Origin of the sequence: uncultured Tateyamaria sp., from assembly GCF_947503385.1 — a bacterium.
Classification (GTDB): Bacteria; Pseudomonadota; Alphaproteobacteria; order Rhodobacterales; family Rhodobacteraceae; genus Tateyamaria.
Genome location: NZ_CANNDO010000006.1, coordinates 47,268 through 71,175, shown reverse-complemented (window position 1 = coordinate 71,175; position 23,908 = coordinate 47,268). Strand labels below are relative to the sequence as shown.

General features: G+C 60.4%; 14 protein-coding genes and 1 tRNA gene. 9 read left to right on the top strand and 6 right to left on the bottom strand.

The genetic code is table 11. The annotated features are described in order from the left end of the window. Positions 1-70: 70 nt before the first annotated feature. On the bottom strand, positions 71-2,482 hold the full coding sequence (locus Q1A85_RS17580; protein WP_299692479.1) for an FAD-dependent oxidoreductase: 2,412 nt from the start codon (positions 2,480-2,482) through the stop codon (positions 71-73). 365 nt (positions 2,483-2,847) lie between these two features. Here Q1A85_RS17580 and Q1A85_RS17575 point away from each other — a divergent pair, with 365 nt between their 5' ends. The 3 genes from Q1A85_RS17575 to Q1A85_RS17565 all read left to right on the top strand — a co-directional run bounded on the left by Q1A85_RS17575 (position 2,848) and on the right by Q1A85_RS17565 (position 6,600). Continuing rightward, complete coding sequence (locus Q1A85_RS17575) at positions 2,848-3,384, top strand: hypothetical protein (protein WP_299692476.1); 537 nt, start codon at positions 2,848-2,850, stop codon at positions 3,382-3,384. A 100-nt stretch (positions 3,385-3,484) separates the two neighbouring features. Beyond that, positions 3,485-5,887: an FAD-dependent oxidoreductase gene (locus Q1A85_RS17570; protein WP_299692473.1), complete on the top strand. Its 2,403-nt coding sequence runs from the start codon at positions 3,485-3,487 to the stop codon at positions 5,885-5,887. A gap of 116 nt (positions 5,888-6,003) precedes the next feature. Then, positions 6,004-6,600, top strand: coding sequence for a nucleotidyltransferase family protein (locus tag Q1A85_RS17565; protein ID WP_299692470.1), 597 nt, complete (start codon positions 6,004-6,006; stop codon positions 6,598-6,600). Here the strand turns inward: Q1A85_RS17565 and Q1A85_RS17560 are convergent. Further along, on the bottom strand, positions 6,584-8,461 hold the full coding sequence (locus tag Q1A85_RS17560; RefSeq protein WP_299692467.1) for a Hint domain-containing protein: 1,878 nt from the start codon (positions 8,459-8,461) through the stop codon (positions 6,584-6,586). The genes Q1A85_RS17565 and Q1A85_RS17560 overlap by 17 nt on opposite strands. 311 nt (positions 8,462-8,772) lie before the next feature. After that, positions 8,773-16,881, bottom strand: coding sequence for an Ig-like domain-containing protein (locus tag Q1A85_RS17555; protein ID WP_299692465.1), 8,109 nt, complete (start codon positions 16,879-16,881; stop codon positions 8,773-8,775). 847 nt (positions 16,882-17,728) lie between these two features. On the opposite strand from Q1A85_RS17555, the gene Q1A85_RS17550 reads away from it, so the two are divergent. Continuing rightward, positions 17,729-18,295 (top strand): hypothetical protein, encoded by a 567-nt coding sequence (locus tag Q1A85_RS17550; RefSeq protein WP_299692462.1) that lies wholly within the window; start codon positions 17,729-17,731, stop codon positions 18,293-18,295. 48 nt (positions 18,296-18,343) lie between these two features. Here the strand turns inward: Q1A85_RS17550 and Q1A85_RS17545 are convergent. After that, positions 18,344-18,429, bottom strand: a tRNA-Leu gene (locus Q1A85_RS17545). An 87-nt stretch (positions 18,430-18,516) separates the two neighbouring features. On the opposite strand from Q1A85_RS17545, the gene Q1A85_RS17540 reads away from it, so the two are divergent. Continuing rightward, on the top strand, positions 18,517-19,095 hold the full coding sequence (locus Q1A85_RS17540; RefSeq protein ID WP_299692459.1) for a YqaA family protein: 579 nt from the start codon (positions 18,517-18,519) through the stop codon (positions 19,093-19,095). Beyond that, entirely contained in the window at positions 19,092-19,559 is a 468-nt protein-coding gene (locus Q1A85_RS17535; RefSeq protein ID WP_299692456.1) for a disulfide bond formation protein B, read from the top strand. The genes Q1A85_RS17540 and Q1A85_RS17535 overlap by 4 nt, the downstream gene beginning before the upstream one ends. On the opposite strand, the gene Q1A85_RS17530 is transcribed toward Q1A85_RS17535, so the two are convergent. Then, entirely contained in the window at positions 19,543-19,968 is a 426-nt protein-coding gene (locus tag Q1A85_RS17530; RefSeq protein ID WP_299692453.1) for an Lrp/AsnC family transcriptional regulator, read from the bottom strand. The genes Q1A85_RS17535 and Q1A85_RS17530 overlap by 17 nt on opposite strands. Before the next feature lie 112 nt (positions 19,969-20,080). Here Q1A85_RS17530 and rocF point away from each other — a divergent pair, with 112 nt between their 5' ends. Together rocF and Q1A85_RS17520 are read left to right on the top strand one after the other, a co-directional pair. Further along, positions 20,081-21,001, top strand: coding sequence for an arginase (rocF, locus tag Q1A85_RS17525; protein ID WP_299692450.1), 921 nt, complete (start codon positions 20,081-20,083; stop codon positions 20,999-21,001). Between the two features lie 11 nt (positions 21,002-21,012). Beyond that, positions 21,013-22,056 carry an ornithine cyclodeaminase gene (locus Q1A85_RS17520; protein WP_299692447.1) on the top strand — a complete coding sequence of 348 codons (1,044 nt, stop codon included), beginning with the start codon at positions 21,013-21,015 and terminating at the stop codon, positions 22,054-22,056. 196 nt (positions 22,057-22,252) lie between these two features. On the opposite strand, the gene dksA is transcribed toward Q1A85_RS17520, so the two are convergent. Next, positions 22,253-22,708 carry an RNA polymerase-binding protein DksA gene (gene dksA / locus Q1A85_RS17515; RefSeq protein WP_299692444.1) on the bottom strand — a complete coding sequence of 152 codons (456 nt, stop codon included), beginning with the start codon at positions 22,706-22,708 and terminating at the stop codon, positions 22,253-22,255. Between the two features lie 149 nt (positions 22,709-22,857). Here dksA and Q1A85_RS17510 point away from each other — a divergent pair, with 149 nt between their 5' ends. Continuing rightward, positions 22,858-23,697: a MoxR family ATPase gene (locus Q1A85_RS17510; RefSeq protein WP_299692441.1), complete on the top strand. Its 840-nt coding sequence runs from the start codon at positions 22,858-22,860 to the stop codon at positions 23,695-23,697. Positions 23,698-23,908: the final 211 nt, after the last annotated feature.

The following is a 23,908-nucleotide window of genomic DNA, read 5'->3' as shown; positions in this document are numbered from 1 at the left end:
GTGCGAGTAACAGGCCTGGTTTACCAGTTGCGCCATATCGGTTCCCGCCTCCCGCATTCCGTGTAACCCGTTATGCGCGCAATCTTTTCCCGTCCGGGTCGAACGGCGGAAGGTCAAGTATAGTTGCGCGATGCGGCTCTCCGAGCAACATGACCTCGACCTCTGTGCCCGGCTCAATTCCGCTCACATATCCCAGTGCGAGGCTTTGATTGACGGTGTAACCATAGGCCCCCGACGTGACCCGACCGACACCGCGCCCGTTCAAAAAGATAGGCTCACCGCCGCTCACATCTGCTTGGGAGGCGTCTGTTTGCGCTCCGTCCAACGCCAGTATGACGAGTGATTCGCGCGGCGGTTGGGACAACACACGCTCCACCGCTGCCTTGTTGAGAAAATCTTTGTCCCGTTTGATCAGCCGGTCCAGACCGACCTCGTGGGGCCAATATTCTGGACTGTATTCCCGGCTCCACGAACCATACCCCTTTTCGACCCGCAGGCTCATCAATGCACGGCTGCCCACTGGCCCCGCGCCCAAGGGTTGCCCCGCCGCGATAAGCGACTGGTACAACCGCGCCTGATCGGCCTGCGCGCAGTGCAGTTCCCATCCCAAATCTCCGGTAAACGACACGCGCAGCGCAAGGACTTCGACCCCGGCAAGTTCAATTACCGCCGAGCGCATAAACGGAAAATCCGCCGTCTCCAGCGATGTGTTGGTCAGCCGTGACAGCAACGCCCGGCTTTGCGGTCCCGCAACATTGAACCCACACCACGTATCTGTCAGGCTTTCAAAGACGGTGCGATCGGGCAGTGGCACAGCATTAAAAAAGCGCTGGTGATAGCGTTCCGCCATGCCCGATCCGATAACCCAGAATACGTCCTCGGCCAGCCGCGTAACCGTGAAATCACCGGCGATCCCGCCCCGTTTTCCGATCAGCGGGGTCAGGCACGACCGCCCGACGGTCTGCGGCATCCGATTGGCAAAGACGGCGTTCAACCAGTGTTCGGCACCCGGACCCGCCACGCGGTACTTTGCAAAGTTCGAAATATCTATGATCCCGGCCCGGTCGCGCAGCATACGGCATTCGGCCCCGACCACATCCCACCACGGCTGGCGCGTGAAACCCGCGGTGTCTGGCACATCGCCAAAGTAAAGCGGATGCTCCCACCCGTAGTTCAATCCCATCTGCGCACCCATTTCGCGCTGGAGGTCGTAGGCGGGCCGTGTGCGTACGGGCCGCCCGGCATCGCGTTCCTCGCCCGGAAAGTGGATTTTGAACCGGTGCGCGTATTGGTCACCCACACGCGCCTTGGTGAAATCCTTGCCAGCCCATGTGCCAAAGCGTGCCACGTCCCACGCGAACATATCGTAGTGCGTCTCGCCCTCGACCATCCACTGCGCTGCCAACAGCCCCATGCCGCCCGACTGCGAAAAGCCCGGAATGATCCCGTTGCAGCAGAAATAACCAGTCAGTTCCGGCACGGGTCCAAAAAGGACGTTTGAATCCGGTGACCAGATCATCGGACCGTTGATCACCCGTTTGATCCCCGCCGTACCCACCGCCGGAACCCGGTCGATGGCGCGCATCATGTTGTCTTCGATCCGCTCCAGATCATCGGCAAAAAGCTCGTGGCCAAAGCCCTGCGGCGTGCCGTCCTCAGCCCAGAACCGCACGTCCTTTTCATAGGCCCCCACCAACAGCCCCTGCCCCTCCTGACGCAGGTAATACTCGCCATCGCGGTCCGCGACCGATGGCAGGCGGCGATCCATCCCTGCGATCTCGGCGATGGTTTCGGTTACAAAATACTGATGTTCCGTCGGCAACAGCGGCAGCGATACACCAGCCATCGCAGCAACCTCACGTCCCCAAAGACCGGCTGCGTTCACCACCCACGGTGTCGCGATATCCCCTTTTTCGGTGCGCACAATCCACGTGCCGTCCGCCTGCGCTTCGGTCCCTGTGACCGGGCAAAACCGGATGATCTCTGCCCCGTTCCGGCGCGCGCCTGCGGCATAGGCATTTGTCACGCCGGAGGGGTCCACATTGCCGCCATCGGGTTCCCACATGATGCAGCGGATGCCGTCGAAATCGACCATCGGGTGCAGCCGCTCCGCCTCTGCCCGGTCGATCTCGTGAAAGTTCATACCGTAGAGCTTGGCCTTGGCCGCTTGCAGCCGCAGTTGATGCACCCGCGCCTCTGTCTGTGCCAGATAGAGCGATCCGGGCTGAAACACGCCACAGCCCTGCCCCGTCTCCTGCTCAAGCTCTTTATACAAACCCATCGTATAATGCTGAATCCGGCTGATATTGGTGCTGTCATGCAGCCCGTGGATGTTGGCCGCAGCGTGCCAAGTGGAGCCTGAGGTCAGTTCATCCCGCTCCAGCAGGACAACATCCGTCCAGCCCAGCTTGGTCAGGTGATACAGGATCGAACACCCGATCACCCCGCCTCCGATGACCACCGCCTGTGCATGGGTTCGCATGATTGTCTCCCTGATCTTGGTGCCACGCTGGAACGCCAGTGGGCTGCGCAGTTGCAAGTTCCCGACATCAGGTGTCGCAATTTCGAAAATATGTCGCAGTTGCCCGCGTGAATTCCAGAAAACGCCGAACCGCGCCCACATTGATGCCCGTTTCGTCCGTCACGTTACAGCCCGCACCACGAGGGAAAAGCCCGTTTCGCATGATTGCCCGACTGTCTCAGATCGCTCAGATACCGCGCCGGGTGCGCGCGCGCTTTGTGCGCCGCGCGCACGCGCTGCTGTTCGATCACCATCAGCATCGAGCGATTGTGTAGCGCATACACTCCGCCGCGCCTGACGGTGCCCTCGGTGTTCTGCAAAAGGCGGTGGACCTTGTTGCGCAGGTTGACCCGGTGAGCCGTGCGCATTTGCCCACGTACCTGCCCGGCGGCATTGCAGCCGAGGCGACAAGCTATGCTGCCGCGTGGTACAACCATCCCACCCGCACATGCTTTATCGGCGCCAGCACGATCTTACAGGCCGACGTGACCGAAATTGCGCTGTGTATCCTGCACGAGATGTGCCACGCGCGTCTGTTCACCCGTGGCATCGGATATGATGAAGCGTTGCGTGTTCGTGTGGAAAAGGTCTGTATCCGGCGCGAATTGCAGTTTGCGCGCAAGCTTGCTGCGGCGGGGCACGACGTTGATGATCTGATCGGCGACATTCAGCGACATCTCGACCACTTTCCGCCGGAATCGGTCACGCATCGGAGCCTGCAACGCTCGTATCGCAAGCAGGTCCTGCAACGCCTGCGGCTTCTCAAACGTCTGGACGTGCCCTATTGGCTGCGACGTTTTCTGATCCTCAGGGTACGGCGCAAGCTGGCCACGTGGCGTGCCGCGGCCAAGCGGTCGGCATAGACAATTCGCGACACCACATGTCGCAAGCGCCATTTCCTTGCCATGACTCGCCCCATACACTCTGCGCCAAGGGCTGATCCGCCCCTGAAAGGCTTGCATCATGAAATCCACCTCTCGTGTCGTTGTCATCGGTGGCGGCGTCGTCGGCGCTTCTGTTCTGTATCACCTGACCAAGCTGGGCTGGTCCGACGTCATGCTGGTGGAACGGTCCGAGTTGACGTCCGGTTCGACCTGGCACGCGGCGGGCGGGTTCCACACGCTTAACGGCGACACGAACATGGCCGCCCTGCAAGGCTACACGATCAAGCTGTACAAGGAGCTGGAAGAGATCACAGGCATGTCCTGCGGTCTGCACCATGTGGGCGGCATCACGCTGGCCGACAACCGCGACCGCTTTGACATGCTGCTGGCCGAACGGGCCAAGCACCGTTTTATGGGGCTCGAAACCGAGATCATCGGCCCCGACGAGATCCGGGAAATCGCCCCGATCACCAACACCGACGGTATTATCGGCGCGCTCTATGATCCGCTGGACGGCCACCTCGATCCGTCCGGCACCACCCACGCCTATGCCAAGGCCGCGCGCATGGGCGGTGCGACGATTGAAACACAGTGCAAGGTGCTTGAGGTCAACAGAGGCGCGGATGGCTGGGACGTGGTGACCGACAAGGGCACCATTCAGACCGAACACGTGGTCAATGCCGCAGGGCTGTGGGCCCGCGAGGTAGGCGCGATGATGGGCACCTACCTGCCGCTTCACCCGATGGAGCATCAGTACCTTGTCACCGACGACATCGCAGACATCTATGAACGCGACTCAGAGCATCCGCATGTGATGGACCCCGCCGGTGAAAGCTACCTCCGGCAAGAGGGGCGCGGGCTGTGCATCGGATTTTATGAACAACCTTGTAAACCTTGGGCCGTTGATGGCACGCCGTGGACCTTTGGCCATGAACTTTTGCCAGATGACTTTGACAAAATCGCTGACAGCGTTGATTTTGCTTACAAACGGTTCCCCGTGCTGGAACGGGCGGGTGTCAAATCGGTGATCCACGGCCCCTTCACCTTTGCACCCGATGGCAATCCGCTGGTGGGGCCAATCCCCGGCCGTCATGGGCTGTGGTCTGCCTGCGGTGTTATGGCCGGGTTCAGCCAAGGTGGCGGTGTGGGCCTTATGCTGGCGCAATGGATGATCCAAGGCGAATGCGACCGGGATGTGACCGCGATGGACGTCGCCCGCTATGGCGATTGGATCGGCCCCGGTTACACGCGCCCCAAAGTCGTAGAAAACTACCAAAAGCGGTTTTCGGTCGCCTATCCAAACGAGGAACTGCCAGCCGCCCGGCCCCATGCCACGACCGCCATGTACGACATCTTCAGCGATCTGGGCGCTGTCTGGGGCCACCAATTTGGGCTCGAAGTGCCCAACTACTTCGCCCAAGACGGTGAGCCCGGCTATGAAACCCCGTCTTTTCGCCGGTCCGACGCCTTTGCGGCCACCGCCCGCGAGGTCAAGGCGGTGCGCGGCAGCGTCGGCATCAACGAATTGCAGAATTTCGGAAAGTACCAAGTCACCGGCCCCACGGCCCGCGCTTGGATGGACCGCATCTTTGCCGGTCGCGTGCCGCAACCGGGCCGGGTCAGCCTGTCGCCCATGTTGTCACCCAATGCCCGCATCATCGGGGATTTCACGCTGTCCTGCCTGAGCGAAGACGCGTTCCAGATTACCGGGTCCTACGGCGCTCAAGCTGTCCACATGCGCTGGTTCCTCGCCCATCAGGACGGGGTGCAGATTGACAATATCTCCGACTGCCGCACCGGGTTCCAGATCGCAGGTCCGAATGCCCGCAAAGTGCTTGAGGCGGCGTGCGGCCAAGATCTTGGGCATATCCGGTTCATGGACGTCGTGCGTATGTCCGTTGGACAGGTGGACTGCATCGTGCAGCGTTTGTCCTATACCGGTGATCTGGGGTTCGAGGTGTATTGCGACGCAACCCAGCACCGCGCCTTGTGGTGGACCTTGTGGGCCGCCGGGCAGCCACATGGTATCACGCCTTTTGGGATGCGGGCGATGATGTCTCTGCGGCTTGACCGGTTCTTTGGCTCATGGCTTTCGGAGTTTTCTCCAGATTACACCCCGTTTGAAACCGGCCTCGACCGGTTCATTCCCTTCGACAAAAAACCCGACTTTATCGGGCGCACAGCCTATGCGGAACTGGCACAGACCGCGCCGTCCCGGACGCTTTGTGCCTTTATCGTGGATGCGGACGATGCGGATGTGCACGGATATGAACCCATATGGCTGGAGGGTCAGGTCGTTGGGTTTTGCACCTCGGGCGGGTATTCGCACCATGCGGGCGCGTCTGTCGCCCTTGGCTTTCTCCCGACGGACCGCTGCACCAACACGGAGCGGGTCGACATCGAAATCCTCGGCCAGATGCGTTCTGCCCGCCGCATCACCACGCCGCTCTTTGACCCGGACGGCACCGCGATGCGGGGATGACGCCATCCAACGCGCAAACCGGTGGCGTGGTGTTTTCACAATGTCGTCGCGCGTCAGCGCGTCCGTTGGATCACGGCCACGTTGCTGCACTGCGTTGCGCACAGTAGTGTCGGGCCATGATGCCTGTCCTTATCCTCGCCGCCGGTGCTTCCTTTCGGATGCGGGGCCAAGACAAATTGCTGATGGATATAGACGGTGTTCCGTTGCTGGCGCGTCAGGTGCGCCGGGCGCTGTCTGTCAGTGAAGACGTACGCGTTGCCCTGCCAGCCGCACCGCATCCGCGCTACGCCTGCGTGGCCCCACCGGCACGGGCGATTGATGTGCCTGATGCGGACGAAGGGATGGCCGCAAGTCTGCGACGGCTCATCGCAACCCTTGGGCCGGACACGCCAACCGCAATGATCCTGCTTGCCGATTTGCCGGACATCACCGTCAGCGATTTGAAAGCCGTCATGGGCGCGGTCCAGACCCACCCAAACGCGCGCATCTGGCGCGGCGCGACCCAAGACGGCAAACCGGGCCATCCGCTGATCATCCGCGCGGACCTGTTTTCAGATTTTGCCACCCTCACCGGGGATACCGGCGGGCAGCATATTCTCGCTCAGTGCAAGGCCGACACATGTCTCGTTCCGCTGGCAGGCCAGCGCGCGCGGCTCGACCTCGACACGCCCGAGGATTGGGCCGCGTGGCGGGCGTCTACCGCAGGCGATTGACCAGCAACTCCGCCTCGTGCCGCTTGAGCGACAGCCGCGCCGCGCCATATACGTCCAAGCCCGCCAACGTCTCCAGCTCAGGGAAAAGAGACATGATTTCAGCCCGTTGCGTGTCGCCGATCCCCTTCAACGTGCGATCCGCCGGTTGGAAACTTTCGGACCACGCGCCGTCGGCCAGCACCACTTCGTGGTGATCAAACATCAGGTGCAGATAGCTGACCTGCTGCGCGCGCACCACGTCAACACCGTCGAGACCCGTCAGGTGTTTTGCAGGCACCAGCACCTCGCGCTCTTCGAACATTAACTCTGCCAGATCAGAGGTGATCAGCATTCGGTGTTGCGGTGACACCAGCATATCACGCTCCGGCAGCCCCTTGCCCAAGGCACCTTGGCGGATCAGCACCGGCTGAAAGTCCGGCACGATGTGCAACTCCGCCGCAGTCAGATCGCGACGCCCGACCCAGCGCAAGGGCTGCAATCCGTTGTCGCGGGTAAAGACCTTGTCGCCCGAGCGCAGATCCTCGACCGCCACTTCGCCTTTCTGGGTCGCAATGCGGGTGCCCGGCGTGAAACAGATGATAATCTGTTCGATCTCGGAATAGGTCACGCGGCGGGCCACATTGCCATTGTCGTCCAGCAACTCGACCAGACCGGATTCGGAATCTGGCCCGTCCGGGATGACGTTGGCGCGCACGCCTGTCAGGTCCAGCACATCGACGTCGAGCCCGTCCGCGTCTTCGCCGCCAATGATATTGTGATTGCCCAGCCCGTCAAAGGTGAACCGGTCCGACCCCTGTCCACCTTCGGCCAGATCGTTGTCGGGGCCCAGTGTGATTGCGTCTTCGCCATCGCCGCCACGCAGCGTGTCGTCACCCTGCCCGCCAGTCAGCGTGTCTGCGCCCGCGCCCCCTTCGACAAGATCCTGCCCCGTGCCACCGTCGAGGATGTCGCTGCCTTCGCCGCCATCTAATGTGTCATTTCCGCTGCCCCCTGTGAGGCTATCGTCACCACCTTGCCCAAAAATCTGATCCTGACCGCCGCCGCCGTCGATTGTGTCATCGCCTGCGTCAATGGGCGTCACAACCGCATCGTCAATCAGATCACCCGAAAAGGAAAACCCGGAATTTGTCGTTCGTGCCTCCAGCGAAAACTCGATGAATTCGCGGTTCTCGAAGGACGCACTGAACCACGCATCCTGATCAGAAGGATTGTTCCCCTCGGTGCCCGCCGCCGTGACGGTGCCGCCGCTTTGCGTCACATCCAGCGACGTATCACTGGACGTCGCAAAAGCGGTGAAGCTGCTTTCGTTCAGGATCACCGCCTCGCGGTCGCCGGGGCTGTTCCGGTCAAGGTCGTTGATCGTCGCGACCGAGTTGATCGCCACCGGTGTGCCGGTTGTGGGATCGCCCGCACTGGGAATGAAAAACTCCATACGGAACGCCGCCGTGTCGCCGGTGCCGTTCCCGTTCATCAGGATTTCGGATCCGTCGCCCCCCGACAGATCAACGCGCAGGTTCGGATCCGATTTTGAAACAAGAACGATCCGTGCCGAAACCTGGGTGCCGTCCTCCAGTTGCGTGACATTGCGATAGACGGCTGAATCACCGGCGCTTACGTTGTTGTCCGCATTGTCCGCCGTCACCAGATTGCCGATGTCGATGACAAGCGGTGATGCATCCTGACCGGGGGCCGTCCCCTCGCCCACGTCCCCAAACAGCGTATCGTTGCCGTCGCCGCCAAGGATGCTGTCATCGCCGCCTTCGCCGGAAACCAAATCCTGACCGTTTCCGGCGTTGATCGTATCGTCTTCGTTCGTGCCCGGAATCGTGTCGTCGTTCGGCGTTCCATTTATAACCGGCATGGCAGCAGCCCCCATCTGATACTCAATCGCGCGTGTCGGACAGGGCCCGACACGTACACAACGTGTCTGCTTCAGATTTAATTCGAAGTTGGTTCGAATTCAGGGGGAAACTTTCCGTGATAGTTGACTCGCGTAAAATTCAGGCGCTTTGGCGCCGCATCGCAGACCCGCACCCTGTCACAGCGGAAACAATCCTGCGAAATCCCGCCGATTGAACACGAAAAACGGGTGCGCCCCCGCGCCCCGTTTTTCGCGCCCCGCGCGAATCACGCGCGGGGTGCTGCATATCAGGTGAACGGGATGGACCCGGTTTATTGGGTCAGCAGGCGTGCCTCGTGCTTTTTCAGGCTGCGCCGTGCGGCACTGTAGGCCTCGACGCCATCGGCTGTTTCCAGCTCGGGGAAGAGCGCGATGATTTCCGCGCGTTGCGCATCCCCCATCGCCCCAAGTGTCATATCACCCGGTTGGAAACTTTCGGTCCATGCGCCGTCAGACAGGATCACTTCGTGCTGGTCAAACATCACATGGATGTAGGTCGTTCCCGACACGTCCACCACGTCGATGCCATCCATGCCGGTCAGGTGTTTGGCCGCCACAAGCACTTCGCTTTCGTCGAAATACAGCTCTGTCTTTTCGCCTGACATCAGCACGCGGTGCTGCGGCGACACAAGCATGTCACGCTCAGGCAGACCTTTGCCCAAGGCACCTTGTTGGATCAACACCGGCTTGAAGTTCGGCGCAGCCTCCAGATCGGCCCCGGTCATCTCGCGTTGACCCACCCAGCGGATTTCCTGAATGCCGTTGTCGCGGGTGATCACCCGGTCGCCGACCTTCAGGTCTTCCACACGGCGCTCACCCTTCGGCGTCGCAATCAGCGTGCCGGGGGTAAAGCAGGGAATGACGTTTTCGATGTTGGAGAAGGTCAGCGAACCAACCTGATCCCCGTTCTCGTCAAAGTAATTGACCACACCGTTTTCAACGTTGCTCGGGTCGAACACCACCTGGAGCGAGCCGTTTTCAGGCGCGGAGTCGGTCAGGTCGAGCGTGTCAAAGTCGTCGCCGCCCTCGTTCCCGTCAACCACATCACCCGCATTGACGTTGATGAACAGATCGCGGTCATCGCCGCCAAGCAGGTCATCGTCGCCGTCGCCGCCATCAAGCGTATCGTTGCCCGTGCCGCCGATCAGGGTGTCTTCGCCCTGCCCGCCGATCAGCAAGTCTTCGTCTTCACCGCCACCGATAAGGTCGTCGTCGATGCCGCCGTCGATGGTGTCGTTGCCTTCGTCACCAAAAAGTTCATCGTCATCGTCGGCACCAAAGATCACGTCGTTGCCTTCGCCACCAAACACCGTGTCCATGCCATTGTTCGGCACCGGATCCGCCGGGAAGAGCGGGTTGGTCCCGTCATCCTCGATGTTCAGCTGGTCAAGGCCCAGATCGGGGTCATTGCCGGCATAGATAGTGTCGTCACCGACGCCACCAGTGATGAGGTCATTGCCCTCGCCGCCGACAATGCGGTCATCGCCGCCAACGTCGGGGTTGGTCGTGTCGTCACCGTCGATGATGTCATCGTCAATGCCACCGTCGATCACGTCATTGCCGTCGCCACCGATGATGGTGTCGGCATCGTCGCCGGTGGAAATGGTGTCGTCACCTTCGCCACCGTCGACAAAATCGCGATCGTCGTCCGGAGCGTCATCTGCCGCAAAGCCGAAGGGGAAGCCGGGGGCCGGCGTGCCATCGTCATTCGGGAAGCCGAGGTCAGGCGCAAATTCACCGTTGCTGGTGTCGATGACATCATTGCCTGTGCCACCTTCGACAGTGTCACTGCCGTCACCGGTTCGGATGTCGTCATCGTCGGCACCGCCGTCGACCACATCATCTCCGGCACCACCTGCGATGGTGTCATTGCCCTCTTCGCCGTTGATGGTGTCGTTGCCGGGCCCACCATGGACCTGATCGTCACCCTCGCCTGCGTTGACCGAATCCGCGCCTTCGCCTGCAAGGATGGTGTCGTTGCCACCACCCGCTTCGATGATGTCGTCGTCTTCGGTCAGCGGGTTGTTCGGGTCAAAGATGTTGTCGGCATTGTCGACAAAGTCACCCTCGGGATCGCCGTCATAGTCCTCGTCGATCAGCTCACCATCATCGGTGCCCGACACGATGCCGTCACGCGGATCGTCTTGGACCGTGATCAGAACTTCGGCCGTGTCTTGCAGACCTTCCTCATCCTCGATCGTATAGGCGATTGTCGCAACACCTTCGAACCCGTCATTGGGGGTAAAGGTGATCGTGCCATCGGGGTTGACGTCCACAGTCCCGTCCGGCGAGGTCGCGTCGACCACGGTGATGTCGTCGCCATCCACGTCGAAGTCGTTGTCGAGAACGGCAACGGTGACCGGCGTGTTGAAGGGTGTCGTGTCACTGTCATCGACCGCTTCGGGTGCGTCATTCACCGGCACCACATTCACATCAACCGTCGCCGTGTCTTCGTTCCCGTCCGGGTCCTGCACGGTGTAGGTGATGGTGGTCGGGCCGTTAAAGTTCTCGTCCGGTGTGAAGGTGATCGTGCCATCGGGATTGATGTCCACGGTCCCGTTCGGAGACGTCGCTTCGGTGACCGTCAGATCGTCGCCATCGGGGTCTTCGTCATTGGCAAGAACGTCAATGGTCACCGGCGTGTCTTCATCGGTTTCCGCAACATCATCCTCGGCCACAGGCGCGTCATCGACCGGTGTCACCTCGACCGTGTGGATGGCCGTATCTTGCAGGCCTTCCTCGTCCTCGATCGTGTAGGTGATCGTGGCCGTGCCGTTGAAATCGGGCGCTGGGGTAAAGGTAAAGGTCCCGTCGGGGTTCTCCTCCAGCGTGCCCTGATCGGCAGGCACGGTCGCCTCCACCACCGAGATGTCGTCGCCATCCACATCCGTGTCATTGGCCAGCAGGTCAACGATCACGGGGGTGTCTTCGTCGGTGGTGTCGCTGTCATCGACCGCATCGGGTGCGTCGTTGACCGGGGTCACCGTGACCGTGATCGTGCCTTCGGTTTCGTTCCCGTTGGGATCGGTCGCGATATAGGTGATCGTGTCCGTGCCGTTGAAATCGGCATCGGGCGTGTATTCAATGGTGCCGTCCGGATTGACCGTCACGGTGCCGTTATCGGCCGTGGGTGTGCCGGAAATCTCCAGCGGATCGCCATCGGGATCGCTGTCATTGGCCAGCGGGTCGATGGTGACAGGTGTGTCCTCGTCCGTTTCGGCCACGTCGTCCACGGTGACAGGTGCATCGTTGACCGGGTTCACCGTGACAACCACATCCGCCGTGTCGTTGAGCCCGTTCCCATCGGTGATGGTGTAGGTGATCGTCGCCTCGCCGTTGAAATCGTCAGCGGGGGTGAACACCAGTTCGTCGTTCACAATCTCGACCGTGCCCTGCTCCGGCGGAACAGTGGCAGAGACCACGCTGAGCGGGTCGCCATCGGGATCACTATCGTTGTCGAGGACGGAAATGGTGACTGGCGTGTCTTCATCCGTCTCGGCGGTGTCGTCTTCGGCGACGGGGCTGTCGTTGACCGCGCCCACCGAGATAACGGCTTCGCCTTCGTCTGTGCCACCATTGCCGTCAGACACAGTGTAGGTGATTGTCGCCGGACCGTTGAAATTCAGTGCCGGCGTAAAGGTGACGGTGCCGTCACCATTGTCAACAACAGTGCCCTCGGCTGGATCGACACTCAGCGACGCGATGGTCAGATCGTCGCCATCCACATCACTGTCATTGCCCAGCAGGTCCACGACAACGGCCACGTCTTCGTCCGTGGTTTCGATATCATCCACGGCGACCGGATCATCATTGACCGGGTTCACAGTAACCAGCACTTCAGCGCTGTCTGTGCCGCCATTGCCGTCGGTGATCGAGTAGCTGATCGTTGCTTCGCCGTTGAAGTTCTCGGCGGGGGTGAACACCAGCTCGTTATTGACGATATCCACGGTGCCCTGATCGGCAGGCACGGAGGCGGCTGTGATCGTCAGATCATCGCCATCGGGGTCTTCGTCATTGCCAATCACATCGATGGTGACAGGCGTGTCCTCATCCGTGGTCTCGGTGTCGTCGTTGGCCGTCGGGCCATCGTTCACAGCACCCACATTGACCAGCGCCTGACCTTCATCCGTGCCGCCATTGCCGTCGTCCACCGTGTAGGTGATGGTCGCAGGACCGTTGAAGTTCTCCGCAGGCGTGAACACCAATTCGTTGTTCACAATCTCGACCGTGCCTTGGTCCGCAGGGACCGTGGCGTTGAGAATCGTCAGGTCATCGCCATCCGCATCCTCGTCATTGTCGAGCACGTCGATGGTGACGGGCGTGTCTTCGTCCGTTTCCGCGATGTCATCCACAGCGACGGGATCGTCGTTCACATTGTTCACGGTGACGGTGACTTCGGCGACGTCGGTGCCGCCATTGCCGTCCTCGATCGAGTAGGAGATCGTCGCTTCGCCAAAGAAGTCTTCGGCAGGCGTGAACACCAGCTGGTTGCCGACGATGTCGACGGTGCCCTGTTCGGTCGGCACGGAGGCGGCTGTGATCGTCAGATCGTCGCCGTCCACGTCGGTGTCGTTGGCAAGCACGTCGATGGTGACGGGCGTTTCTTCGTCCGTCTCGGCCACGTCGTTGACCGCATCGGGCGCGTCGTTGACGGGGGCCACCGTGACCGTGATCGTGCCTTCGGTCTGGTTCCCTTCGGGGTCCTCGGCGATGTAGGTGATCGTGTCGGTGCCGTTGAAATCGGGATCCGGCGTGTATTCGATCGTGCCATCGGGGTTGACCGTGACGGTGCCATTCTCTGCCACCGGCGTGCCGGAAATTTCCAGCGGGTCGCCATCAGGATCAGAGTCGTTGGCCAGCGGATCGATGGTGACAGGCGTGTCTTCATCGGTTTCCGCCGTGTCGTCCACGGTGACCGGCGCGTCACCTTGCGGCGCCACATTGATCGTGTGGATCGCGCTGTCGGTGCCGCCATTGCCGTCGGAGATCGTGTAGTTGATCACCACAGGACCGTTGAAGTTCGGCGCAGGTGTGAAGGTGACGGTGCCGTCGCCATTGTCGTCCAGCGTACCCGTCGACGGATCGGCCAGCGTCGCTTCGGTCACGGTCAGATCGTCGCCATCCACGTCCGTGTCATTGGCCAGCAGATCAACAGTGATTGCCACATCTTCGTCTGTCGTGTCGCTGTCATCGACCGCATCGGGTGCGTCGTTGACGGGGGCCACGGTGACCGTGATCGTGCCTTCGGTTTCGTTCCCGTTGGGATCGGTCGCGATGTAGGTGATCGTGTCCGTGCCGTTGAAATCGGGATCGGGCGTGTATTCGATCGTGCCATCGGGGTTGACCGTGACGGTGCCGTTGTCTGCCGTGGGTGTGCCGGAAATCTCCAGCGGATCGCCATCGGGATCGCTGTCATTGGCCAGCGGGTCGATGGTGACAGGCGTGTCCTCGTCCGTTTCGGCCACGTCGTCCACGGTGACTGGCGCGTCATCGACCGGGTTCACCGTGACGGCCACCTGGGCGGTGGATTCCTCGCCCGACGGATCTTTGACCGTGTAGGTGATCGTCACGTCGCCGTTGAAGTCAGGCGCAGGTGTGAACACCAACTCGTTGTTGACGATATCCACAGTGCCCTGATCGGCGGGCACGCTGGCTTCTGTGATCGTCAGGCTGTCGCCGTCCGGATCGGTGTCATTGTCCAGAACGTCGATGGTGACCGGCGTGTCTTCGTCCGTTTCGGCGCTGTCATCGACGGCCGTGGGACCATCGTTGACCGGGTTCACGTTAACAGTTGCGGTGCCTTCATCCGTGCCGCCATTGCCGTCGTCCACCGTGTAGGTGATGGTCGCAGGACCGTTGAAGTTCTCCGCAGGCGTGAACACCAATTCGTTGTTCACAATCTCAACCGTGCCTTGGTCCGCAGGGACCGTGGCGTTGAGGATCGTCAGGTCATCGCCATCCGCATCCTCGTCATTGTCGAGCACGTCGATGGTGACGGGCGTGTCTTCGTCCGTTTCCGCGATATCATCCACGGCGACGGGATCGTCGTTCACATTGTTCACGGTGACGGTGACTTCGGCCACGTCGGTGCCGCCATTGCCGTCCTCGATCGAGTAGGAGATCGTCGCTTCGCCAAAGAAGTCTTCGGCAGGCGTGAACACCAGCTGGTTGCCGACGATGTCGACGGTGCCCTGTTCGGTCGGCACGGAGGCGGCTGTGATCGTCAGATCATCGCCGTCCACGTCGGTGTCGTTGGCAAGCACGTCGATGATGACGGGCGTTTCTTCGTCCGTTTCGGCCACGTCGTTGACCGCATCGGGCGCGTCGTTGACGGGGGCCACATTGACATTGACGGTCGAAGTGCTGGTCTCACCGCTTGGGTCGGTGATTGTCACCTCAAAGCTGTCGGGACCGTTGTAGTCGGGGTCCGGCGTGTAAGTCAGCGTGCCGTCAGGGTTCTGAGTGACAGTGCCGTTGTCAGGCTGGGTAAAGCTGTCGACCTCGAGCGGATCGCCATCGGGGTCCAAGTCGTTGGCGGTTGGGTCAAAAGTGACCTCGCCATCCTCGTCCACCTCGATGTCATCATCATTCGCGGTTGGTGCTTCGTTCTGCGGGTCGGTCAGGATCGTTTCGATCTGGCTGAACGTCAGGACCGAGCCGTCTTCGAATGTGACCGTACCCGACTGGGCGCCGCTGTCGGAGCCGTCGGTTGTGGCGTTAATGGTCACCTGACCGGTGCCACGCAGGTCGAGCACATCATTGTCGCTGGTGTCGTCGGGGCCATTGCCGCCCACAACGGTGTCGCCGTCTGCATCAGCCACATCGTCCACGATGAAGGTATCGTCGCCGTCCTCGCCAAACATCAGGTCGGACCCGGCACCGCCGGTGATCACATCATCGCCGGCCTCACCAAAGGGCGCATTGGCGTCAAATGCGATATCCGTGACGTTGATACCGGAATCGTTGCCACCATCCTGTTCGTGGATGATTTCCCAACGGCTGACCGGACCGGGGATGGTCACCAGAACCGAATGTTCGGCGCTGTCGTCGGAGGTGTAGTCGCTGTCGTTGCTTGTGGCCGTATCATTGCCCGGTACGCCGTTGCTGTCGGACAGGGTCAGACCGGATCCGGCATCGGACAGGATAACCTCAATCGGGTTGTCGTTCTCGTCAAAGGCGCGCACACGGATGACACCGTCACCATCAATGTCGTTGACGCGGAATTCCACGTTCTGCAACGGCGTGTCGGATTCCCAGCTGTAACGGCCGCTGTCACCCGCATTATTGAGCAGGCTCTCAAAGGACGAGCTGGCGCTGACCTCCGGATCATCGAGACCGGTGATGTTCTGGGTGTTTGTCTCGTATTCGTTATGATCGCCCGTGAACGCATCAATGGAGAATGTGATGTTTGCAGTGCCGGTGTCCTGCGTAAAGCCGGACACAGCCGCGTTGTTGGCAAAGTCAGACTGTTCGTCCCACTGGAACACTTCGCGGGTTACACCGCTCGTGCCGCTGTCGCCATAAATTGTGTCGTCGCCGCCCGCACCGTCGATGGTATCGTCACCACCGTTGCCAAAAATGACATCGTCGCCTTCGGTGATCTGGTCGCCACCCTGATTGGTTGGTGCGTTGGCATCGTCATAGCCAAGCTCCATGAGCTCACCTGACGCTTCGCCGTCCACCACGCCATCAGGTTCGACAGCCTGAATATCGCGGTCATAGACGGCGACATAGTCGATGGACCCCTTGAAGAACTGGTCGTAGCTGCCGTCGTCCGCTTCGCGCGCTCCAAAAGTGAAAATTTCGTCGTCGTTGTCGCCGATATCCATGGAGAAACCGGTTTTGTCGCTTTCGACCACCTGCGTTTCGCCCGTCGTCAGGTTCTCGACCGTAAAGGTCAGTCCACTGCTTGCGTCCCAGGAATAGGTCGCTTTGACGTTGTCACCCTGATCAAAGAAGTTCGTGCTGGTCTTGAGCACGGCTACGTCTCCATCGACGTAATGCAAGACTTTGACTTCGCCGTCCTGGCTCACTTGGATGCCAAACCAGCCTTCGCTGCTGCGATCTGCGTATTCGCCGCGGTTGACCAGCGTATCGTGTGACGTGCCGATGTGTTCCTCTTGGGTGAACTGAACCGAGATGGTGCCTTCGTTCAGGTCAAATGCAGATTCGTTGGGTCCGCCGTTGTCACCTTCGACATCGAAGCGGTCATTGTGACCATCGAGGTGCAGGCGTCCGCCCGAAATGTTTGCGCCGTTTTCGGGCGTGCCATTCTGTGTGAGACCGTCCGCGTTTCCGGTGTCCCCGTTTTCGTTACCGTTCAAAAAGTCCCACAGGCCAATGAGGTTCGTCGCAAAGGGATCGTTGAAGTTATCAGCCATTGTAATCGTCTCCATTCACAGGCGTCGGCACGCCATGCCGCACCACCGCGACCACCAAAAAAACACCCCGTAGGCTTGTCCGCGTCACACGCGACCGCCCCATCGAACGTCACCAAAACAGGAGAGCGCATTATGCGCATCGGCCCGGCAGGTTTAGGCCGGTGCCACATGCAGATCACATGGTTGCACGAAACAACCGACGCGACGGCACACCTCCTGCGTCTGCAATGACGCAAAATGTGCGGTCGCCCCCATGACCACAGACAAAGCCCCCCAGTTGGGCAAGGTGGTTGTACGGCCCGGTTTGAGGCAAACAAAGGGAAAAATGTCCGAAAAACGGCAGCATTTTGGTAACCATGTTTCACCAAACGGGACAGTTTGTGAACAATACGCAACCGAGGGTAGCGATTTCCGCGCTGTCGGACTTGCGAAGCGATCGGCGGAAAAGCGCTCATGGCCTTATGAAAAAGGGGTTTCGGCGGGATTTGACCGACACGCGCCTTCAACTTCTGGTTTCCAATTTGGAAACAGTCTGACCCCGCCGTTTGGAGAACCGTGCGCCACAAACGGCGCTGCACTGCGTTCACATTTTGTAATCAATTGTACCGCAAGCGCGAAATTGGTTCAGATTGGTGCTGTGAGGCGCCACATTTAACGAATCGTTTGCCTTATTTCGGTCAGCGGAACGCTGCTTGTGCCGGGTAAGCCTCGATGCGGCCATTTCCAAAGCGCTTCGATTGAACCGACTGTATACCAACCGCGCAACCGCGCAGCAGGCACCGAACCTTAGAAAGTACCGTTTATGACAACATTTTCCCTGAACATTTCCATTGATTCCTCGGATCTCATGCAGCTTCGCCAACAGGCCCTCGACATTGTCGTGCTTAAACCCGGCAGCGGCGGCACCGATCTGGTTTGGGTTGAGGGCACCCCGCAACAGCAAAACACGCTGACCTGGACCGACAACCTTCTTGTCTACACCTCCAACACCCCGGTGCAGGTTGGTGCGGTCATCACCCCCACGTCAGAAACGCCCGCTCAGACAGGCGAGGTTTACAGTGCGCAATCCTCGGGCCTTTTGACAAATGCTGGCCGGGGCGCGCCGGGCCAAATTCAGGTCACCAATGATGATTCTAATACAAATGTGCGCGGCTCCATGATGATCACAACCGGTCTGGCCCAAGCCTACACCTTCAACGGCCAGAACACGGCCAACCCGTTCTGCGCCGAATCTGTCATGTTCAACGCCCAAGCAAGCTTTCGGCCGGACAACACAGTGAGGCTTGTCATTGCGTCGAATGTGCTGCCCGGCGCAGTGCCACAGCAGATGTTCGGCCCTGCACTGACGGTCAGCATGGGATCGCAGACGAGCAAGGACATCGCCTATCAAAACGGCACGTTCGTCGAAACGTGACACCAAAAGCGGCCATGCGCCGCACGAAAGGGAAAAAGTCGGAAGCCTTGGTACCGATGGCCGGACTCGAACCGGCACGCCCGTGAAGGCGGGGGATTTTGAATCCCCTGCGTCTACCATTCCGCCACATCGGCTTCGCGCCCTGAATTAGCGAAGCGGATGCGGCGGGGCAAGCGCAATCCGTCTTGACGGCGCGCCACCTGCATGGTCTGCCCCGCCCCATGATACGCAGACTGTATGACTGGACGATGGGTTGGGCCGACCATCCTCGCGCTTTGTGGGTTCTGGCTTTTGTCGCCTTCATCGAAAGCTCGGTCTTTCCGATTCCCCCGGATGTCCTGATGATCCCGATGATCCTTGCCGCCCCGCACAGGGCGTGGCTGATCGCGGGGGTCTGCCTTGTGGCGTCGGTGCTGGGCGGCGCGTTGGGATATGCCATCGGGGCGTTCGCGTTCGAGACCATCGGTCAGCCCATCCTCGAAGCGCTTGGCAAGGGCGACACGATGGAGGCGTTCAACACGCGGTTCAACGATTTCGGGTTCTGGGCCGTGCTGACGGCAGGGATCACGCCCTTTCCCTATAAGGTCATCACCATCATGTCGGGTTGGACCGGAATGCCGCTGGCCACATTTATCGCCACATCCATCCTTGCCCGCGGCCTGCGCTTTTTCATCGTCGCGGGGCTGTTGTGGAAATTCGGCCACCCGATCCGGGACTTTATCGAACGCCGTTTGGGCCTGATGTTCACGCTGTTCATCGTCATTCTGGTGGGCGGGTTTTATGCGGTGACCGTGCTATGACGCGACGCGGACTGACTGCGCTGGCCGCGGGTGGCTCGCTTGCGCTGTTGCTGGGCGCATTTGCCTTTCAACATCTGGGTGGCCTGCCGCCATGCAAATTGTGCATCTGGCAACGCTACCCGCACGCGGTCGCGATTGTGCTGGGTGCGGTCGCCGTTTTGATCCCTGCCCCGATCCTTTTGGCGGCTGGCGCGCTTGCGGCGCTCGCAACCGCAGGGGTCGGCGGTTATCACGTGGGTGTCGAACAGGGGTGGTGGGAAGGCCCGACATCCTGCTCCGCGCAAGGTGTCAGTGGCGTAGACGCCGGGGCGCTTTTTGATCAGATCATGGCCGCGCCGATTGTGCGATGCGATGACATCGCATGGCAATTCGCGGGGCTGAGTATGGCAGGCTGGAATATGGTGATCTCACTTGGTCTGGCCGCCCTTTGGATCGCGGCCCTGCGGATCAAACTGACAGCCTAGTCGACAGCAACAGCGACGTCTCGCTCGCGACCACACCGTCGAGCCGCCGGATACGAAACAGAACCGCGTCAAACGCATCCAGCGTTTCAGTGCCGATCTCCACAATCACATCCCAGCGCCCATTGGTCGAATGCACGGCACGCATCTCCGGCATCCCTTGCAGGCTGCGCATGATCTTTTCAGTGCCCCGCCCCTCGATCCCGATCATCATTAAGCCGCGGACCGGATCGCGCTGCACATCCGCCTGCGTGACGACGGAAAAGCCGACGATGTCACCGCGCGCCACCATCTTGTCGATCCGCGCCCGCACCGTTGCCCGCGACAGGCCCAGCGTTGCGGCAAGGGTCGAATGCGACGCCCGCGCATCCGCGCGCAAGGCCGCCAGCAATTGATTGTCCACTTTGTCCATTCATACTGTCCAATTTGTACAATCATCGTGCAATACCGTCGATCCACACGCTTGTCGATGCCACAAAACGCACGCATGTCTCCCACAACGTCACCCGCCGGAGAATCCAACCATGTCCGTCCCTCCCATACACCTGATCGGCGTGCCGATGGATTGCGGCAAGCGCCGCCAAGGGTGCCTGATGGGCCCTGATGCCTACCGCACAGCCGGTCTGCAAGCGGCACTCGCAGATCTGGGCCACAGCGTCGACGATCGCGGCAATGTCGCACCCGATCCCTATTCCGAAACACCCGATGCCCACTTGCACGCCCGCGACGAGACCGTCGCCTGGACCACTGCGCTGTCCCGCACAGCGGCAAAGGCTGCGGCAACCGGCCTGCCCATTTTCATGGGCGGCGATCACGCGCTGGCCCTTGGCACAGTGCACGGCGTTGCGGCCCATGCCGCATCGGTTGATCGCGCGCTGTTTGTCCTATGGCTTGATGCGCACACCGATTATCACACCCCCGCCACCACCGCGTCGGGCAATCTGCACGGCACGCCGATGGGCTATGCCACGGGACGCGACGGATTTGATGGTTTTCCCGCTGTTGTCCACCCGGTGCCCCATGACCGCATCGCGATGCTGGGCCTGCGGTCTGTGGACGCGCCCGAACGCGCCGCAGTGCAGGCCACGGATGTGACTTACATCGACATGCGTCACATTGATGAGCACGGCATAGCCAAACCGCTGGCGGCTTTCCTCGACCGGGTTCAGGCCGCGGACGGAATGTTGCACGTCTCGCTTGACGTCGATTTTCTCGATCCCAGCATCGCGCCTGCCGTGGGCACGACGGTCCCCGGTGGCGCAACCCTGCGTGAAGCGCATCTGGTGATGGAAATGATCTGCGACAGCGGTCGCCTCACCTCGCTTGACCTTGTGGAACTAAACCCGTTTCTCGACGAACGCGGCCGCACGGCGCAGGTCATGGTTGATCTCGTGGCCTCGGCTTTTGGCCGCCGCGTTTTCGACCGCCCCACACGCGCCTATTGAAAGGATCCGGAATGGAGCCGTCTGACAAAGCCCTCGTGCCGTTCGTGTCTGTCGAACACATGATGCATCTCATCCATTATGTGGGACTGGACAACATGCTGTGCGGTCTCGCCGATTATATCGCCGACGACTTCAGCCGGTGGGAACAATTCGACAAGACGCCGCGCGTTGCCGCCCACTCGCCCGAGGGTGTGATCGAACTGATGCCCACGTCGGACGGAATCAGCTACGGCTTCAAATATGTGAATGGCCACCCCAAGAACATGGGTCAGGGCCTGCAAACCGTCACCGCCTTTGGCCTGCTCGCCGATGTGGACACCGGTTACCCGGTGCTGCTGACAGAGATGACCCTGCTCACCGCCTTGCGCACTGCCGCCACTTCGGCGTTGGTGGCCCGCACCCTCGCGCCCAAAGGTGCGACCACCATGGCGATGATCGGCAACGGCGCGCAATCGGAATTCCAAAGCCGTGCCATGCAGGCCATTGCAGGCATCACCCATGTGCGGCTCTTTGACATCGACCCTGATGCAACCGCGAAATGCGCGGCCAATCTCCAAGGATCGGGGCTGCACGTGACCACCTGCACGAGCGCCGAAGACGCAATGATCGATGCGCAAATCCTGACCACCTGCACCGCCGACAAAGCCTATGCGACGATCCTGACAGACAACATGGTCGGCGCGGGTGTGCACATCAACGCCATCGGCGGCGATTGCCCCGGCAAGACCGAAATCGCACCCGCGATCCTCGAACGCGGCGAAATATTTGTGGAATACCCGCCCCAAACCCGGATCGAAGGCGACATCCAACAACTCGACCCAGACCACCCCGTCACCGAAATCTGGGAGGTTCTCAAGGGTCGCAAACCAGGCCGGACATCCGACAAGCAGATCACGATCTTTGACAGTGTGGGTTTTGCCATCGAAGACTTTTCCGCCTTGCGCTTTGTGCGTGACCGGATTGCTGGCACGCCCTTTTACCATCCGCTCGACCTGCTCGCCGATCCCGACGATCCGCGCGACCTCTACGGAATGCTCACCCGCGCTCAAACCTGATCCCATCGTGGGTGCGCCCTCGGCGCACCCTATGCTGGGTTGGTGGGTGGGCGCCTTTGCGCAGCAAACAGACCACCCCACCAACAAAAAAGAAAAAGGCGCGCCAATGGCACGCCTTCCCAAACACTGCATCCACCCCTGCACCAAACCGCATTTTCAATGCGGCCTGATCCGCGGAGCCAATGTGCTGGCGCATTCAGTCGTCGCGATGAACCTTCTCACGCCGCTCGTGACGCTCCTGCGCCTCAAGGCTCATGGTCGCGATGGGACGCGCATCCAGCCGTTTCAGCGAAATCGGTTCGCCCGTCACGATGCAATAACCGTATTCACCTTCGTCGATCCGGCGCAGCGCTGCGTCGATCTTGGCGACCAGTTTGCGCTGACGATCCCGGGTGCGCAGTTCCAACGCGCGGTCGGTCTCTTCGGAGGCGCGGTCTGCCACGTCAGGAATATTGCGTGTGCCGTCCTGCAACCCCTCAATGGTGTCGCGGCTGCCCGCCATCAACTCGCCCTTCCACGTCAGCAACTTCCGGCGAAAGTACTCGATCTGCCGATCGTTCATGAACGGCTCGTCTTCGGCCGGGCGATAATCGTCCGGCAAGAACATTTCCTGCTTCATTTGCTTCCCCTCAATACGACTTGCGTTGGCCATGAACGGTCTGTTGGCTCCTCGTGCATCGCCCCCACCGGCTCCCTGCCGCAGCGTCTACCGGACGTATATGGGATTGTCACTACACAATCATGCGCCACATTGGCTAAAAGCCTCTCCATGAACTGAGGCCCGCAACAAGGTGATCCCACATGAAATTTCAAGGCACCGACGCCTATATCGCCACTGACGACCTGACGATTGCCGTCAATGCCGCCGTCACGCTGGAACGCCCCCTGCTGGTCAAGGGCGAGCCCGGCACTGGCAAGACAGAGCTGGCCAAACAGGTGTCGCGCAGCCTGGGCCTGCGCCTGATCGAATGGAACGTCAAATCCACTACCCGCGCGCAGCAGGGCCTTTACGAATATGACGCCGTCAGCCGCCTGCGCGACAGCCAACTGGGTGAGGACCGCGTGCATGACGTGTCCAATTACATCAAAAAGGGCAAGCTCTGGGAAGCCTTTGAGGCGGACGAGAAAGTCGTTCTGTTGATCGACGAAATAGACAAGGCGGATATCGAATTTCCGAACGATCTGCTGCAAGAACTCGATAAAATGGAGTTCTTTGTGTACGAGACCGGCGAGACGATTCAGGCCCGTCAGCGTCCCGTTGTCATCATCACCTCGAACAATGAAAAAGAACTGCCCGACGCGTTTTTGCGCCGCTGTTTCTTTCACTACATCCAGTTTCCGGACATGGAGACGCTCAAAGCCATCGTCGAAGTGCACCATCCCGGAATTAAGCAAAACCTGCTGACCACGGCGCTGACCCAGTTTTTCGAAATCCGCGACCAGCAGGGGCTGAAGAAAAAACCGTCAACATCCGAGGTGCTCGACTGGCTCAAGCTGCTCTTGGCCGAAGACATGGACGCCGAAGACCTCAAGGCCGACGGTGCAAGTGCCCTGCCCAAGCTGCACGGCGCATTGCTGAAAAACGAACAGGATGTGCACCTGTTCGAACGGCTGGCCTTTATGGCGCGTGGACAGCGATAGCCGCACGCCCCCTCTGGTACCCAACTCCAAAGGATCGCGCGCGCCCTCCGCGCTGCGCGCCTGCACGCATCTGCCTGAATTGCCAAAATTTCATCGCACCAAGCGAGTCTTTTGGGCCACAACGGAGCGCTGAGCCCTCTTGCCGCAGGGCCTGTGGATAAAATGTCTTTCTTTTGCCTGAAATGCTCCATATCTTGACCGTGATGAGAGG